Annotated in this window: 13 protein-coding genes; 5 read left to right on the top strand and 8 right to left on the bottom strand. The window is 69.7% G+C overall.

Annotated elements, in window-relative coordinates; all coding sequences use genetic code 11:
- Positions 1–60: 60 nt before the first annotated feature.
- Positions 61–948 carry an ROK family protein gene (locus tag ACFWU2_RS12145; protein WP_378605911.1) on the bottom strand — a complete coding sequence of 296 codons (888 nt, stop codon included), beginning with the start codon at positions 946–948 and terminating at the stop codon, positions 61–63.
- A gap of 40 nt (positions 949–988) precedes the next feature.
- The gene (locus tag ACFWU2_RS12140; RefSeq protein ID WP_378606270.1) at positions 989–1744 is read right to left on the bottom strand and encodes a class I SAM-dependent methyltransferase; all 756 of its coding nucleotides are present in this window, start codon (positions 1742–1744) and stop codon (positions 989–991) included.
- Positions 1745–1917: 173 nt separating this feature from the next.
- Between ACFWU2_RS12140 and ACFWU2_RS12135 the strand changes: the two genes are divergently transcribed.
- Positions 1918–3120 (top strand): glycosyltransferase family 4 protein, encoded by a 1203-nt coding sequence (locus ACFWU2_RS12135; protein WP_378605908.1) that lies wholly within the window; start codon positions 1918–1920, stop codon positions 3118–3120.
- Here ACFWU2_RS12135 and ACFWU2_RS12130 read toward each other — a convergent pair.
- Complete coding sequence (locus ACFWU2_RS12130) at positions 3058–4803, bottom strand: hypothetical protein (RefSeq protein ID WP_378605905.1); 1746 nt, start codon at positions 4801–4803, stop codon at positions 3058–3060. The genes ACFWU2_RS12135 and ACFWU2_RS12130 overlap by 63 nt on opposite strands.
- A 42-nt stretch (positions 4804–4845) precedes the next feature.
- Between ACFWU2_RS12130 and ACFWU2_RS12125 the strand changes: the two genes are divergently transcribed.
- Positions 4846–6069, top strand: coding sequence for a polysaccharide biosynthesis protein (locus ACFWU2_RS12125; RefSeq protein ID WP_378605902.1), 1224 nt, complete (start codon positions 4846–4848; stop codon positions 6067–6069).
- Between the two features lie 94 nt (positions 6070–6163).
- Here ACFWU2_RS12125 and ACFWU2_RS12120 read toward each other — a convergent pair whose 3' ends face one another.
- On the bottom strand, positions 6164–7402 hold the full coding sequence (locus tag ACFWU2_RS12120) for a DUF3068 domain-containing protein (protein ID WP_378605899.1): 1239 nt from the start codon (positions 7400–7402) through the stop codon (positions 6164–6166).
- Positions 7403–7594: 192 nt separating this feature from the next.
- On the opposite strand from ACFWU2_RS12120, the gene ACFWU2_RS12115 reads away from it, so the two are divergent.
- Positions 7595–8767 carry an acyltransferase family protein gene (locus ACFWU2_RS12115; RefSeq protein WP_378605896.1) on the top strand — a complete coding sequence of 391 codons (1173 nt, stop codon included), beginning with the start codon at positions 7595–7597 and terminating at the stop codon, positions 8765–8767.
- Here the strand turns inward: ACFWU2_RS12115 and ACFWU2_RS12110 are convergent.
- The 4 genes from ACFWU2_RS12110 to ACFWU2_RS12095 all read right to left on the bottom strand — a co-directional run bounded on the left by ACFWU2_RS12110 (position 8656) and on the right by ACFWU2_RS12095 (position 14785).
- The gene (locus ACFWU2_RS12110) at positions 8656–12951 is read right to left on the bottom strand and encodes an alpha-(1->3)-arabinofuranosyltransferase family protein (protein ID WP_378605892.1); all 4296 of its coding nucleotides are present in this window, start codon (positions 12949–12951) and stop codon (positions 8656–8658) included. The genes ACFWU2_RS12115 and ACFWU2_RS12110 overlap by 112 nt on opposite strands.
- Positions 12932–13105 (bottom strand): DUF2613 domain-containing protein, encoded by a 174-nt coding sequence (locus tag ACFWU2_RS12105; RefSeq protein WP_378605889.1) that lies wholly within the window; start codon positions 13103–13105, stop codon positions 12932–12934. The genes ACFWU2_RS12110 and ACFWU2_RS12105 overlap by 20 nt, the downstream gene beginning before the upstream one ends.
- A gap of 96 nt (positions 13106–13201) precedes the next feature.
- Positions 13202–14284 (bottom strand): isochorismate synthase MenF, encoded by a 1083-nt coding sequence (locus ACFWU2_RS12100; protein ID WP_378605886.1) that lies wholly within the window; start codon positions 14282–14284, stop codon positions 13202–13204.
- Between the two features lie 33 nt (positions 14285–14317).
- On the bottom strand, positions 14318–14785 hold the full coding sequence (locus tag ACFWU2_RS12095; protein ID WP_169622147.1) for a universal stress protein: 468 nt from the start codon (positions 14783–14785) through the stop codon (positions 14318–14320).
- Positions 14786–14946: 161 nt separating this feature from the next.
- On the opposite strand from ACFWU2_RS12095, the gene ACFWU2_RS12090 reads away from it, so the two are divergent.
- The gene (locus ACFWU2_RS12090; RefSeq protein WP_378605882.1) at positions 14947–16119 is read left to right on the top strand and encodes a glycoside hydrolase family 3 N-terminal domain-containing protein; all 1173 of its coding nucleotides are present in this window, start codon (positions 14947–14949) and stop codon (positions 16117–16119) included.
- A gap of 75 nt (positions 16120–16194) precedes the next feature.
- On the top strand, positions 16195–16803 hold the full coding sequence (locus ACFWU2_RS12085) for a TetR/AcrR family transcriptional regulator (protein ID WP_378605879.1): 609 nt from the start codon (positions 16195–16197) through the stop codon (positions 16801–16803).
- The last annotated feature ends 9 nt before the right edge of the window (positions 16804–16812 follow it).

Here is a 16812-nt window from a genome sequence, read left to right as displayed (position 1 = left end):
CTGGGCAGAGTGGTACGTCAGAGGGTAGGGCAGTGTCCCGCGCGCACAGGCTTTGGTTATCTAGTCGTGACCTGCGGCGAGGAGCGACGCACCGGCCAGCGTGCCCAGAGGGCCGAGTTCGGCCGGCACGACGCGCACCTCGCGCAGGAAACCGAGTCGAGCGTGCCGCGTCGTCGACGCCAGCAACGGTCGCCACAGGTGCGTTCCGGACTGTGCGAATCCGCCACCGACCACGACATGCGAGACGTCCGTCAGGGCCACCGCCGACGCGATGACCTGGTCCAGTGCGGTTCCCGCGCGTTCGAGTGCGGCTGCCGCCACCCCGCTGCCCGCCTGTGCGTCGGCGGCGAGGGCGGTGCCGTCGGATCCTTCCCAGCCGTGCAGCCGCGCCCACCGCACCGCTGCCGGCCCGCTCGCGACGGTCTCGATACATCCGACCCCGCCGCACGCACACACCGCGGTGCCGTACGCCGAGACCATGTGTCCGATGTGGCCGGCGTTGCCGGTGCGGCCCGTGACGATTCTGCCGCCGAGCACCAGCCCGCCTCCGATGCCGGTACCGACTACGACACCGAGCAGGTCGGCCACGCCGCGTCCGGCACCGAAACGCTGTTCGCCCAGCGCGGCGGCGGCTCCGTCCATCGCCAGTCGTACTCGGGCACCCGGGAACAGGCTGCGGACCGCATCGGCCAGCGGGAACCCGCTCGCCCATTCGGTGATGTTGATGGGGGACACCGTGCCCCGCGCGGTGTCGACCGGGCCGGCCGCGGCGATACCGACCGCCGTGACCGGCTCCGTACCGGCGACCTCCCGCAACAATGCTGCGCACGTCTCCCACACCCCTGTCGCGGGCACGGGTACGGACTGCGGTTCGAGGGGTGTCGCGTCGTCGGCGACGGTGGCCGCGGCAAGTTTGGTGCCGCCGACGTCGAGTGCCAGTGCGGTCATACCGTGACCCTAGGGGATGCCGGTAGGTCCCACCGGGGCGTCACCGGCGCTGCATCACGAGAACCAGGTTGCTCACAAGGATTTCGCGGATCCACGGCACCTTCACGAGCCACCACGCCCACCGGGGGTGATACCGCGGGAAGGCGGCGAGCAGGGTGCCTTCGGTACTCGAGCGCGCCCAGCGCAGACCGTCGGCCGCTCCCACTTCGAACAAGGACTGCCCGTACCGGTTCTTCGGTTCGCGGCCGTGTTTGCGCGCATACCGGCGTGCCGCGTACTCACCGCCGAATGCGTGCCACGGCCCGGTCTCGTGGCCTCCGAAAGGTCCCCACCACAACGTGTACGACAACACCATCAGCCCGCCCGGACGCGTCACCCGCAACATCTCGTCGGCCATCACCCAGGGGGTCGGGACGTGCTCTGCGACATTCGACGAGAAGCACACATCCACCGACCCGTCGCGCAGCGGCAACGCCAGCCCCGAGCCGCGGATCGCGCCGCCCACCCGGAGGCCCGCCGCGTGCATCTCGGACGGGTCGGGTTCGATCGGAACGTAGCGTGCCCCGACGGCGTTGAAGGCGTCCGCGAAGTATCCGGGTCCGCCGCCGACGTCGACGACCGTCGTGCCGGCCAGTCCGGTGCCGGTCGCGCCGGTGTGCAGATCGCCGATCAGATCGACGGTGTCGCGGGCGAGCCCGCCGTAGAACTTGTCGGGCGCGGACTGCTCGAAACGAAAGCTGCTCAGCAGTCCGGCCGACCGTCGCAGCGTCGCGCGTCGTGCGAAGAGCCGGGTCACGCTGGAATCGGGCGCGGTCGGAGAAGGCACGTCGAGACACCTTAGTGTGAGGCCGCGGCACGCTCTCCGTACCTATGCCGCGGCGTACCCGTTAGGGTGTTCGTTGTCATACTCAGGCCCTCCCGGGTCAATACCGGTCCCTTCGGGCCGCCGCAAGATATTGGGGGCTCCGCGTGCAGGAGGTACTGCTGCTCTGCTGGCGTGACACCGGACACCCTCAAGGGGGTGGCAGTGAGCGGTACCTGGAGCAGGTAGGAGCCCAGCTCGCCGCGCGCGGGATCAAGGTCACGCTGCGTACGGCGTCGTATCCCGGTGCCCGGAGCCGCGACAGCATCGACGGTATCGACATCAGTCGCGGTGGTGGCCGGCTGACCGTGTACCCGCGAGCGCTGGCCGCGATCCTGGCCGGCCGGTTCGGTGTCGGCCCGCTGGCCGGTATCCGGCCCGACGCGGTCATCGACACCCAGAACGGCATCCCGTTCTTCGCCCGGGTTGTCGCCGGCGCCCCGGTCACCCTTCTCGTGCACCACTGCCACCGTGAGCAATGGCCCGTGGCGGGACGCCTGATGGCCAAGCTCGGATGGTGGATCGAATCGTCGCTGTCACCGCGCGTGCACCGCCGCAACCAATACCTCACGGTGTCCCTGCCGTCCGCTGACGAACTGCGCGCGCTCGGCGTCGACCGGGAGCGCATCGCGGTGGTGCGCAACGGCGCCGACGCGATCCCTGCCGGGGTCGCACCCGGCGACGACCACACCCGTACCGAGCACCCGAGCCTGTGTGTGCTGTCCCGGCTCGTACCGCACAAGCAGATCGAAGATGCGCTCGGTGCTGTCGCGGCGCTGCGCGGCCGAATCCCCGGTCTGCATCTCGATGTCATCGGCGGCGGATGGTGGGAGCAGAACCTGCGCGATGCCTCCGCAGACCTCGGGATCGCGGACGCGGTGACGTTCCACGGCCACGTCCCGGAGGATCGCAAGCACGAACTCCTCTCCCGCGCATGGCTCCACGTCATGCCCTCCCGAAAGGAGGGGTGGGGTCTGGCGGTGGTCGAAGCCGCCCAGCACGGTGTGCCCACCATCGGCTACCGCAGTTCCAAGGGCCTGACCGATTCCGTGATCGACGGGGTGACGGGGTTGCTCGTCGACTCCCCGGCCGAGTTGACCGAGGCCGTCGCCGACCTTCTCGAGGACCGCGGGCGCCTGCGTCAACTCGGCGCGAAGGCACGCATCCGGGCCGGAGAGTTCTCGTGGGAGGCGACCGGCGACGGAGTGTTCGACGTGCTTGTCGGTACCACCCGTGGTCAGCCCGTATCAGGACTGTTTCCGAGGACGGGCGAACCGCTGCACCAGCACGCCCACCACGCCGCAGGCTGAGAGCAGCAACCACACCACGTGTGCCGCTATCGCGGATGTGCGGTGCGGCGACGCGTCGGTGGTCACGCCGTCCACGCGGTAGAGACTCAGATCGTCGTCGCTGTAGACCGGTTCGAGCGTGGCCAGGGTGCGCTGCGACTCGCCCCGATCTCCGGGGGTGCGGTGCTCGACGAGCACCCATCCCACTCCCTCCGCGGCGAGCGTGTCGGGACCGGCGCCGGTGAGCAGGAGTCGTTCCACTTCTTCCGCACGGTGTCCCTCACCGGCCACCGTGCCCCCGGCCACCAGCAGGGTCCCGGTCTGCAACACGTCCGCGCGCACCATGCGCGGGGCCGGATCCAGCACGGCGACCGGACCGGCGAAATCGAAGATCCGGAACATGCCACCGGGTAGCACGGCCACGTCGCCGTCGCGTGCGGTCACGCACTCGGTGACCTTCTGCCACCCGTCCGGGTAGCGGACGGGCCGGACCTGCCCGGAGACGCCCCACGCGAGATCAGGCAGTGCGAGGACGAGTCCCGCGACCACCACGGCCGCCCAGACCGGGGCCGGACCGGAGAATCGTCGTTGCAGTGCCCCCACGCCCGCTGCTGCGGCGAGCGCGTAGCCGGGCATCGCCAGCGCCACCCACTTCTGGGTGTCCCGGAGCAGCCCCACGCCGGGCACGTTCGCCATCGACCATTCGCCGGCCGCGAGCCCGGGGCCCGTCGCAGCCAGGGCAGGTCCGAGCACCGCGACCGCGGCGAGCACACCGGCGGCGACGACCACGGGATGACGACGACGTCGCCACAGCGCAGGCACACCGCACGCGACGACGCCGAGCAGCAGCAACGTGCCGACGAGCGCCCACGGCGTGGTGCGGGAGCCCGGCACGGCGTCGCCGTTCCAGATGCCGCCGAGTCCCGCGAGGGAACCGAGGGTGCCGAGGAGCGGTTCTGCCCGCGCGGCGAACGCACGAACACCGGCCGGGTCGGCTTCGGTTCCTCCGCCCGCCAGGAGCGTGGCGGTGAGCCACGGCAGCGACGCCAGGACGGTGAGGGCAGCGGCGGCCGCCATCCGCACGACCGTCGAACCCCGGCCCCCGGGCACGGCAAGAACGGCGAGTGCCACCACGGCGGCGAGCAGCACCCCGGTGGGTGTCAGCCCCGCCGCTGCCAGGCACACCGCCAGCGCGGGCCATCCACCGCGCTGCCGACGGCGGATCGAAACGGCCGCACACATCGCCCAGGGCAGCGCCGCGTATCCGGCGAGCAGGCTCCAATGACCTTGCAGCAGGCGCTCCGCCACATAGGGATTCCAGATGGCGACCGTCGCCGCTACCAGCTGGGCTGCCACCCCCGCCCGCGGCAGGACGACGGCGACGAGGCGTGCCGCTCCCCAGCCCGCTGCCCACACCGACAGCGTGAGGATCGTGCTCACCGCGACCCCGCCGTCCACCACCGTGGTCACCCACGCGAGCAGCGCATCCTGGGGGACCGCGCGGGCTGCCGCGTCGGACAGCCCGAGGGACGAGTCGGTGAGGAAAGACCGCGGCGTGCTCACCGCGTCGCGCAGCAGCAGGTAACCGGGTGAGGTGAGGAGCGGGCCGAGCACGACGAACGTCAGGAGCAGCGACCACAGCGCCGGCGCCGACCGCACCGGCAACACCGGTGCGACCGAGCGCGAGGACACCGGCGTCAGCATGGCGGCAGAATACGGGGTCCGTACTGATGCGAGGATGGGCGGATGCCTCGACCCGAGACCACGCGCCGGTCGGCTGCCGCTGGAATGACGATGGTGACCGTCGGGGCGATGACGGCCAACATCGCGGCCTACCTGCTGCACCTGCCCGCGGGCCGATGGCTCGGCCCCGCCGGGTACGGCGAGTTCGCGAGCCTGCTCGCCGCCCAACTCGTGCTGGCGGTCCCCGCGCTTGCGTTGCAGACGGTCGTGGCCCGGGAGGCCGTGCACGGCAGCAGCGTCGCGGTGTTGCGGCGCCTGGGCTACCGGTGCGCCGCCTGGGCGGGCCTTGCCGCGCTGGTTCTCGTTCCGGTGGTGGCGTGGGCACTCGACACCAGCGTCGCCGGTGCATTCGGATCTCTCGTGACCGCGCCTCTGCTCGTCCTTCTCGCGGCCGAACAGGGTCTTCTGCAGGGTCGTGGGAGGTTCGCGGCGCTCAGCGTCGTGCTGGCCACGGCGGGCGTCGCCAAGGTCGCCCCGGCGGTCGTCGTGCTCATGCTGGGCGGCGGACCCGGGGCGGCGCTGTTCGCCGGTGCTGTGGGGACCGGCATCACCGCGGTTTTCGCGGCCGTGCTCGTCGGGCGCACCGATCCGGCAGACGCGGGGTCCTCCTGGGCGCCGTCCGCGGGTGCGGTCCTGCGCGCTTCTCAGGTGCAACTTGCGCTGATCGCACTGACCTCACTCGATCTGCTGCTCGCCCGGGTGGTGCTGGACCCGGAGTCCGCAGGCCTGTATGCCCTCGGTGCTGTGGCGACGAAGGTGGCGTTCTGGCTGCCGCAGGCCGTGGGTGTGGTGCTTTATCCACGAATGGCCGATCCGGCGGAGTCCGCGGCGGCGGTGCGGTCTGCGTTGACGGTGCTCGTGGCGCTGGGTGCGGCGCTCGTGGCGGCAGCAGCCTTGTGTGCACCGCTCGTCCCGTTGCTCGTGGGAGACGCGTACCGGCCCGTGCAGTCCCTGCTGTGGATGTTCGCCCTCCAGGGAGCGTGCCTGGCGGTGCTGCAGGGCGCGCTGCTGTCGGCGATCGCGGGGGAGCGCACGCACCTGGCACTGGTCGCGTGGGCCGGTCTTCTCGTCGAGGTGATCCTGATGGTGACGGTCGCGGCGACGATCGAGCAGTTCGTCGGCGTCGCGGTGGGGGTGGCGGCCGCGACAGCCGCGGTCGTCGCAGTGCTGGCCGTACGAACCGCCGCGGCATCCGCCCCGGGCCCGGGCGCCGGACTCACGCTCTGACCCGGCCACAACAACAGGGCAGGCACAACAAACCGCCCCCACCGTGAACGGTGGGGGCGGTGTTGTTGTTCTTTGTTCTTTGCGCTGCGCGTGACTACTGCTGCGGAGGCTTACGCAGGTCGGTGCGCGGGATCTCCTGCGTCTGATCGGTGGTCCAGTCACGCTGCTGCGTGTCCGAGCCCCGGTCGTTCCGCGGGATGACCTCGGTCCTGTCGTCGGTGTAGTCCCGCTGCGGCGACGTGGAGTGCGCCGGTCCCACCGTCGTGGTGGCCGGGCCGGCCGGCGACGGTCCGGTGGCGGCAGCGGCACGACGGCCACCGTTCTGCCCGCCACGGAGACCGAGCACGATGCCCGCGATCAGCAGGATCGCGCCGAGGATGCCGAGGATGATCGGCACGGTGCGACCGAACAGGGAGAGCTGATCCTGTCCGTCCTTGGCCTGACCGATCTGGTACTCGACGGTTTCCTCGTCGAACGGCAGAGTCACATCGAGAATCGTTATCTCGGGGGTGTCGGCTTCGCGTGCGTAGTACTGGTTCTGTACTTCCTGGCCCTTGACCACGACACCCGTGATGGGGTCGACCCACAGGTCGCGGACGTTGTTGTACCAGCGGGTCATCGTGATCGGCTCGTCGCCCTCACCGACACCCCACGTGGAGGCGGGCAGGGCCAGCTTGTAGGTCGGGACCTCGGGATCGGCCTCCGACAGGTCGATCGGTCCGACTTCCTGGCTGAAGTGGTAGACCGCCATGCCGTTGACCTCTTCCTCACCCTTGAACTCGAGGGGGAAGGTCTCGCGCGCGTTGATGTCGTAGTAGGGGTACGACTCCTGTTTGACATCGAACGGGAACTTGTACTGCAGGCCACCGCGGTCTCCGAGATCGGTGGGCGGCGCGTCGGCAGTGGACTGCACCGTGCTCACCCGATCGGCGAAGTCCTCGGACGACACGGGCATCGACGTGTCGCGGTCGATCGTGACGCGGTCGACGGTCGCCGACACCAGTCCGGTATCGCCCTGCATGTCGAGCCGACGCACCGTCTGACCCGCCTGGAGGGTCATGATGTCGCCATCCGCGGGATCCTCCACCGTGACGTAACGCTGCGCCACGATCGGGACGTCCCTGTCGACCTGAGCATTGCCCGCGAGCAATGCTCGGGAATTGAGGATGTCACCCGTGCCTTCGGCAATGGTGGTCACCTCGAGGTCAAGGGGTGTAGTCGCCAATTTGCCGACAGTGTAGGTCGGTACGAGAATTGCGATTACCAGGAGGAACGCCCCCAGGCCTATCAGAATCAACGCAAGTATCCGGCCGGAGCTCGAACGCTCAGCCATGCTGTCTCTCCTCACTCAACGGGTTGTCATCGAGTACCCCCACCGGCAGCAGGGCTGCACGGATCGCCTTGGCATCCGACCCGCGAACGCCACGTGAGCCAAGACACTAACAGTCCGCGGTGCACGGATGCTCGTGGCTCGTGACGAACCCGCATTTACGCGGGTGTGCCCGGGCGGGCACACTGGTCGCCGATGAGTAGTACAAGGGCCTCCGACCCCGGCGTGAACGGGTTTCTCCCAGCGCTGGAGGGCATGCGCGGGCTGGCATCCGTCGCAGTGGTGGTGACCCACGTCGCCTTCCAGACCGGTGCCGTGCACGAGTCGGTGCTCGGACGCGTGTGGGGCCGGCTGGACCTGGCAGTCGCCCTGTTCTTCGCCTTGTCGGGATTTCTGCTGTGGCGTCCGCACGCTGCCGAGGCCCGCGATCTCGGTCCGCGGCCGTCTGCACGGCGGTATCTGGTGTCGCGCGCGACGCGCATCCTGCCCGCCTACTGGATCGCGGTGATCCTGGTGCTGTGGCTGCTTCCCGGTGCCGGCGGCGGAGCCACGGTGTGGTGGGCCAATCTGACGTTCACGCAGGTCTTCGTGCCGCTCACCCTCACCGAGGGGCTCACCCAGATGTGGAGCCTGTCGGTGGAGGTCGCGTTCTATGCGGCGTTGCCGCTGATGGCGCTCGCGGTCTGCCGGTTGCGGGGCCCGTCCGCACGGTTCCGGATTCCGCTCCTGCTCGGGGTGAGCGTGCTTGCGCTGCTGTGGGTGTGGTTGCCGGTGCCGACTCCCGAGCACATCAACCACGAGAATTGGCTGCCCGGGTACCTGCCCTGGTTCGCTGCCGGGATGTTGCTCGCCGAACTGGTGACCGGTTCCAGGACCTGGGTGCATCGACTCGCGGAGCGCCGGTACCTGATGTGGGGGGTCGCAGCGGTCGCATTCGGTCTGGCGACGACACCGCTTGCCGGACCGAAGACGCTCACCGACCTCGAACCGTGGGAGTACAGCAACAAGATCGTGCTGGGCGCGATCATGAGTTTCGCGCTGCTCGCTCCGCTGGTCCTTGCCCCCCGCGCCCACCACGGCTTCCTCGCGAGCCCGCCGGCGCTTGCGGTGGGGCGCTGGTCCTACGGCTTGTTCCTCTGGCATCTCGCGGTGATGGCGATCATCTTCCCCGTCTTCGGGATCGCGCCCTTCCAGGGGCATTTCTGGCCGGTGCTGGCCGTGACCTGCGTGCTCAGCATTGCGATCGCGTCGGCCAGTTACGCGCTCGTGGAGGTACCCGCGCGCGATGTCTTCCGGCGTTGGGACCGGTCTCGCAAAGGCAGGGCGGCGAGGCCCACCGCGACGAGCCCCACCAGCGCCGCGAGCTGAATCAGGTACGAGTGCCCGACGTAGCCGTCGGGTGAGCGCCACGGCCCGGTGGACAACAGGGCCATCGCGAGCACGGTGGCACCGCCGGCAGTTCCCACGAGCAGACGCGACGCAGCCCGCCGACCCCACCGGCGGGTCGCGGCGACGAGCCCCAGGGCGCCGAGGACCACCACGACGGCACCTGCACCGCCGGCCACGACGACGGCAGCGGCGAGGACACCGGCAAGTCCGGCGACCGGCGACCGCCATGTGCGCGGCGCGGGACCGGGATCGGAGGCGCGCCGACGAGACAGTGGCCACAGGGCCAGCGCGAACAGTGGCACCAGCAGCGCGAGGCCGCCGAAGATCCCCAGCCGGTACCAGCGGTCGGTCGTGAACTCGAGCGTCAGTGTGCTGTCCGGTCCGGCAGGCAGTATCCATCCCTGCTGCCACCCGTCGACGACGACAGGGGTGGGTTCGAGACCGTCGGTGCTGCTGCTCGCCGCCCAGCCGATGTTGGTGCTTTCCGGGATCACGACCAGCCGGTCCTCGTCGCTCGCGGGCACGGTCAGCTCCCGCAGGCCGGCGGACCAGGCGCCGGTCTCCGACTCCACCGGGGACACGGCCGGGGTGTCGGCGCCCGGCACCGTCAGTTGCAGGCGGGACACGATGAACGCGGTTCCCGGCGACACGTCGATGTCGACGCGACCGGCGTTCATGCTCACCGCATCGCTATCGCAGAGCGTCGCGGGAACTTCGGCCCCGGCAGCGAGATCGGCGACGCTTGCCGTCACCGACGTGCGGTAGGGCTGCCCGTCGATCGTGACCACGGGTCCGTCGTCGCAGCCGACCGTCACCTCCCGGTCGTAGATCCGGTCCTGCGCACCGATCGGGCCGTCGTCACCGCGAACGGTCACCTCGGCGATACCCGGAGGCGCAAGCTTCGAGAATCCCAGCACCGTGCGGTCGAGGACGTCGTCCCAGCGGAGAACGGTCAGCGTGATCCGGTCGGTAACATGCGGAGCGAGGTCCAGCGTGGTGGTGCCTTCGCTCAGCTCCCGTACCTGTGGACCGTTCCCGAGGTTCACCGCGACCGCGCGCGGCGCGACGGGGAGCACTCCCAGCGACGTTGCGATGTCGAGGCCGGTGACCCGTTGCGGTGACGGCAGGTCCAGCGTCAGCGTCGGGCGGGGCCCGCCGGGTTCGAGGGAGCGTTCGTCGGCCGCCCACGACGTGCGCGGGTCCCCGTCGGTCGCGGCGAACGCCGACCCCTGCAGATCCACGACCTCCGCGTCACCGCGGGCGACAACGCGATCGGTGCGGTCGATGACGTCGTCGAGTGCAGGCCCGGGGCGCACGCGCAGCCACAGGTCCGGTTCGACGACGGTCGCGGCAGGAACCTCGAGCGTCCGCGTGAAGAGGTTGGGTTCTTCTGTCGACGTCGCGAGTCCCCGCGCGCAGCGCACCCGGTCCGGAGTGTCGACGCAACTGCCGCGTCCGGGGAACTCCTGTCCGAGATCCCAGCCGCGCACCGCGACACCCTCCGCGGGACCCGGAACGACGATGCGGCGCCGGATGTCGAGGCGCTCGGGGTTGCGTCCGTCGGTGAATTCGTCGACCGCAATTTCGGCGAGCCCGAATTGGTTTCCGCGCGAACCGCTTTCGGTGTGGGTCGAAGTGATGCGGATCCACGACGTGGTGCCCAGCGGCAACGCGACGGTCTGAGGGCGGCCGGGCTCCTCGACCCGCACGGCGGTACTGCCCCGCTCGGTGGTCACTTCGAGCCACCGGACGGGATCGCCGAGCGCACCGGAACTGGTGGTCAGTTGCAGCATGCCGGAGTGGACCGGGGTGTCGAGATCGAGTTGCAACCACTGTCCGAGGGCGGATTCGAGGCCGTTGCTGTGCCAGCCGGTGGTGGGATCTCCGTCGACGACGGCTGCGGGCCCGCTGCCCACTGCGGTGCCCCCGAGTTGCGTGGCGTCCGACGCGGCGCTTGACACGGTGATCCGTGCGCCTTCCCATTCGGCACGGACGAGTTCGGCGCCGGGCACCGGATAGTCGGGCACGGCGTTGCGGGTGCGTCGTGGGTCGTCCGCGGCGCGAATCGCCGAAGAGTGATGATCGACCTGGCCGTAGTCTGTTTCCCGGTCGGTCGGGGTGTCGGTGACGGTGACCTCGTCGACGGGCAACCCCGCGCGGGCAGCGTCGGCGGAGAGAAGCGTGGGCCCGACCAGATCCGGGTCTCCCGCGTGGAGGTTGAGCAGCGATTCGGGACCGCCCTGGACGACGGGCACATCGGCCGCGTCCACCATGTACGGCCCGATCGGCGTCGCTTCGGTAGCCGCGACCTTGTAGATCTCGACTGCGGGATATGCCGGCCGCAGGTCCGCGTCGGTCACGAATCCGTCGGCGTTCGCCGGCACGATGTCGTTGCCGAACCGGGCGACGCGCTCGATCCCGGGCGACTCGTCGAGGGCTCGATGGACGAGCGCGGGTCGCGCGGACGGGGACGTCTCGGGATCGAGGTCGTTGCGCACCACGAGGAACCCGATGCCCTGGCCACGCAAGGTTGCGGCGAGTCCCGGCGAAGGGCGGCCGTCCGCGATCTGCCGCTGCACCGAATCGAGGGCGCGGATCGCTCCGGGCGGGACGAGGGGCACGGCGTCGCGCGACGCCCAGGGCGTGGTTGCGAGCGCCTGCAGCGGCTCGTCTCGCGTCAGTCCCCAGATCTGGCTGCCGAACGGTGCCCCGGGCACGATCAGAGCACGTTCGCCGCGCTCGTCGGTGTTCTCGTCGAGCCATGCAGCGGTGGCGTGCCAGTAGTCCGGAACCTCGTCGTAGGCGCCGCGCGGCGCGAGCTTGCCTGTCCACGCCAGCGACGTCGCGAGGGTGAGGGCGACAAGGATGAGCGTGGCGAACGCGACCATCGGGTTGCGTTCGGGGTGGGCGAATGCCGTCCGGGTGCGCGCCCACGGCACCGAACCGGGGAGCGGAACCCAGCGCAGCAGGTGCGCGAGACCGAGCACGAGCGGCAGCCGCACCAGCGGTTCCAGTTTGTGTACGTTGCGCAGTGGCGCGCCTGTGGAGTCGAGGAATGCGCGCACCTGATCGGCGACCGGCGATCCGAGCTCCCCGGCGTATCCGGCACCGAGACCCGCGATTCCGACGAACAGGATCAGTGTGAGCCGGCCACGTGCCGGCATCGAGCGCATCGCGAGCCCGGCCAGTCCGGCGGCGGCGATCGCACCGGTGACGAGCACGGCGGCGGGCTGTGTGACCAGTACGGCGCCGGCGATGCGTTCGGGTGAGACGAACGGCGTCCAGCTGCTCGTCCCGCGAAGGACTTCCGCGAGCGACGTCCACTGGGTGGTTACGCCCGACGATTCGATGAAGTCGAGGAACGGCGGGCTGACGCGGCCGAGCAGGAGCAGCGGCACCATCCACCACGTCACGGCGACGAGGCACAGCGGTAGCCACCATGCCGTGAACCGCCACCATCGGCGGTTCGGCTTGTGCGCGGCCCACCACAACGCTGCGATCAGGCATGCAGCGGCCGTCGCGACGGCGTTGATCGCGCCCATGAGCGCGACCGCCGCCGCCGATTGCGCCGCGAGCCTGCGCGGTGAGCCCACGTACCGAGTGCTCAGATACCGCACCACCGGCAGGAGCACCCACGGGGCGAGCATCATCGGATGCGCTTCGGACGAGATGGATCCGAGCGTGGTCAGGACGCGGGGGGAGAGAACGAACACGGCCGCCGCGACAACGCGGGAACCGCGGTTCCCGACTCCGAGGGCCTCGGCAAGCCGCACGATTCCCCAGAACCCGACGACAAGCAGCACCGCCCACCAGGCACGCTGCGTGATCCACGGCGGGATGTGCAGCAACTGCCCGGCGGCGAAGAACGTGCCGTGAGGAAAGAAATAGCCGTACGCCTGGTTTTGTACCTGTCCCAGCGGTGCGGTGCTACTCCACTGGTGAGCGGCGCGCGCGAGAAATCCGAGAGGATTCTGTGTCAGGTCGTACTTCGTGTCGGCGACGACCAGGCCTGGAACCTGAGCGAACGACAACAGCACTGCCACCACGGTGGCGCCGAACAGCCACCGGCGGGACAGGGGTTCGGCGGACGGAGTGTCCGTCGCGCCTCGGTACGTGAGTGAACTCGAAGCGTTGCCGGAGCCGTCAGCGGCTGCCGTACTCAACCTGGTTCAGGAGGGAGGATTCGGCGTTTCCGGTGCGGTCGATCTGGGGACGCGTGTTCTCCTGCACTGCGGCAGTTACTCCGAACACCGCGACGACGCCGAGAACAGCACCGATTACCGCGCTGCCCAGGCCCGGACCCAGGAACTTCGCCATACCAATCTCCCCATCGTTCGTAACGCATGTCATATTGCTCGCGCCAAACTATCACCCCGGCGTGCGATGTCCGACCGCCTGCACCCGGAGAAGGACCTAGACCCCGAGCGAACCCAGCAGCGTGCGCAGTTTCGCGGTGGTTTCGTCGAGTTCCGCGTGCGGATCGGAATCGGCGACGATCCCTCCCCCTGCCCACGCGACCGCCCGCCGGCAGTCCGAACTCAGCTCGGCGCAGCGGATCGCGACGAACCAGTCGCCGTCACCGTCGGCGTCGCACCAGCCGACCGTGCCGCCGTAGAATCTGCGGTCGCCCTCGACCCGCGCGATGGCGTCCATGGCCGCTTCGGTGGGCGTACCGGCCACGGCGGGGGTGGGGTGCAGTGCGGCCGCGAGGGTGAGAGCGTCCGTCTCCGGGTCGCGCAGTGTCCCGGTGATCGGGGTGGCGAGGTGCCACACATCCGGCGTGGAGGTGAGCTCGGGGGTTTCGGGAATCTGCAGGTCGCGGCACAGCGGCGCGAGACGGGCACGGATCCACTCGACGACGTACCCGTGCTCGGCCAGGTTCTTCGCCGACCCCAGCAGTTCCTTACCGGCGCGGCGGTCGTCGTCGGGGTCGTCGCGCCGCGCTGCCGTCCCGGCGAGCGGCCGGCACGTGACGGTGTCCCCTCGGCGGCTGACGAGCAGTTCGGGGCTCGCGCCGACCAGGGTGTGTCCCCAGAATCGTTCCCCGGCCGCACTGAGATCGACCGCGAACGTCGCCGCGTCGGGATGCCGCTCGATCATGCGGGCGGCGAGGGTGAGCGGGTCGATGGGTGCGTCGGCCTCGAGTGCGACCTTCCTGGCGGCGACGACCTTGTCGAATTCGCCGAGTTCGAGCCGTTCCACCAGTGCGCGGACCCGCGCGACGTGCACGCGCGGCAGCGGAAGCTCGGTCGTCCGGTAGACGTCCGGAAGGTCGGGGAGGTCGTCCGGCGCGGCCCACGGTCCGTCGGTGACGGCGGTGTGTTCCGGTTGGGCCAGCGCGACCGGTCGTGTCGGATCGAACGGCAGGGCGCCGACGACGATGTCGGCGTCTCCGCGGTGCAGGGCACGAGACGCGGAGGCGACATCGTCGAAGAGACGACGCGTGCCGGTGGCGTGCACGGTGCGATCGGCGCGGGAAAGCAGAAAACCGTCCATGGTGATTCGACGATATTCCTGCGCGCGCCGCGCTCAGCGTCCAGGTGGCACGATCAGCACGGGACGGTGACTGTGGCGCAGGACGTGGTCGGCCACCGAGGACTGCAGCAGCGAGCGCAGGCCCGTGGTGCCACGCGTGCCGGCGACGATGATGTCGACGTCGAGTTCGTCCGCCGCTTCGACGATGGCCGCCCACACGGCGTTGACCACCTCGACGGTGCGACCCTCGGCCTGCAGCCCGAGGGAGTTGGCGAGTGCGAGTCCTTCGTCGTTGGTGACCTTCGCATCGGTCAGCGCGATGTCCTCACGGTCCTCGTCCGGAACCCATTCCGGTTGCATGACGCCGGAGAGTCCCGACATGCGCGCCGCCTGCCGCACCATCGGCTCCCAGGCTGTGACGACCACCGCTCGGCACGACTCGAGGAACCGCCCCGCGTACTGCACGGCGCGCTTGGAGTTTTCGGACCCGTCGTAGGCGATCAGGATCAGATCTGCGGCCACCGGGCACCTCCTGTGTCGAGTGATACGGGGTCGAGTGAGTCCGGGTCTGCCCGGGAAGGCCTCTACGACTGCGGGATGCGGCACGAATGCTCGGGTGCACCTTAGCGTGCGACGACCGGCTGCGGGAGGGTTCGTCGCGGCGGTCCGCTACCGTCGGAACGATGCGGACCCGCCACACGCTCGCCGTCGTTCTCACCGCTGCACTCGCAGCCGCGGGATGCGGCGCGAACGACACCTCCGATGTTTCGACCACCACCGGAGCGGATGACACCGCGACGTCCGAGTCGAGGACGGCCACCTCGTCCACGGAGACCCTGCCGACAGCGCCACCGGCGTGTGGCGACGATCTGCTCGCCTCGCTCACGGGCAGGCAGAAGCTCGCGCAGTTGCTCAATGTGGGAGTCACCGGAGCGGACGACGCGCTTGCGGCCGTGCAGTCCGAACAGATCGGCGGCATTTTCATCGGTAGCTGGACCGACCCCGCAATGCTCGCCGAACGGCAGGTTCAGGGTGTCGCGGCGCAGAGCACGCTGCCGTTGATGGTCACCATCGACGAGGAGGGCGGACGGGTGTCGCGTGTCGGGGCGCTGCTGGGCCCCGATCCGTCGGCGCGCGTCACCGCCGAGACCATGACGGTCGAGCAGACCTATCAGATGGCCCTCGAGCGTGGACGGGAGTTGCGCGAACTCGGTATCACCGTCAATTTCGCTCCCGACGTCGACGTGAGCAGCCAGCCCGACGACTCGGTCATCGGCGATCGTTCGTATTCGTCCGACCCGCAGGTGGTCGTCGAATACGCCGGCGCCTACGCACAGGGTCTCCGCGATGCGGGCATCATGCCGGTGCTCAAGCACTTCCCGGGGCACGGGTCGGCGTCGGGGGATTCGCACACCGGTGCTGTCACTGCTCCGCCGCTCGAGCAGCTGGAGCAGAGCGATCTCGTGCCGTACCGCGCACTGGTCTCGCCCGATGTCGCAGTCATGCTCGGGCACCTCGATGTTCCGGGCCTGACCGGCGGGTTGCCGGCCAGTATCAGCCCGGAAGCGGTGGAACTGCTGCGGTCGGGCTCGTACGGAGCACCCGAGTTCGACGGGGTGATCTTCACCGACGATCTGTCGGGAATGCGGGCGATCACCGATACCTACGGCATCACCGAAGCGGTCGAGGCTGCGCTGGTGGCCGGCGTCGACCAGGCGTTGTGGCTGACCACGGACGAGGTCCCCGAGGTCCTCGACCACCTCGAGGGCGCTGTGGCGTCGGGTGAACTGCCGCAGTCCCGGGTGGACGACGCCGTCCGTACGGTCGCTCGGGCGAAGGGCGCCCTGGACTGCTGATACGCATGTTCGCGCCTGTGCACAGACTTCCTTACCGTAGAGTAAGAAACCGATTCGAGGAGGTGGAGAAGGTCCATGGCCGGCGGAACCAAGCGATTGCCGCGAGCGGTACGGGAGCAGCAGATGCTCGATGCCGCGGTGGACGTTTTCTCCGAGAACGGTTTCCACGACACGTCCATGGATGCGATCGCAGCGCGGGCATCGATCTCGAAGCCGATGCTCTACCTCTATTACGGCTCGAAGGACGAGTTGTTCGCGGCGTGCATCAGCCGTGAGGGGCAGCGTTTCGTCGAAGCGCTCACCCCGGCCGGCGATCCGTCGCTGTCGCCGCGTGAGCAACTGCGGGTCGCGCTCGAGTCGTTCCTCGGCTTCGTCGACCAGCACCGCAGTTCGTGGATGGTGCTCTACCGCCAGGCGCTTGCGCAGCAGGTCTTCGCCGGACAGGTGAGGGGCAGCCGGGATCGGCTCATCGAACTCACCGCACATCTGCTCGAATCGAGCACCCGGGACCCCGAACCGGGGACGGACTTCACGATCATGGCTGTCGCGCTGGTCGGTGCGGGAGAAGCGGTCGCCGACCGGATCGCGGGCGGCGAGATCGACGTCGAGAAGGCCGCCGAACTCCTCGACAACCTGGCATGGCGCGGTCTCGCAGGCAGAAAACGCTCGGATCCGCCGGGCTGAAACACCGCC

This window comes from Rhodococcus sp. NPDC058639 (assembly GCF_042717545.1).
Lineage (GTDB): Bacteria > Actinomycetota > Actinomycetes > Mycobacteriales > Mycobacteriaceae > Rhodococcus.
This window is presented reverse-complemented; position numbering and strand designations above follow the sequence as displayed.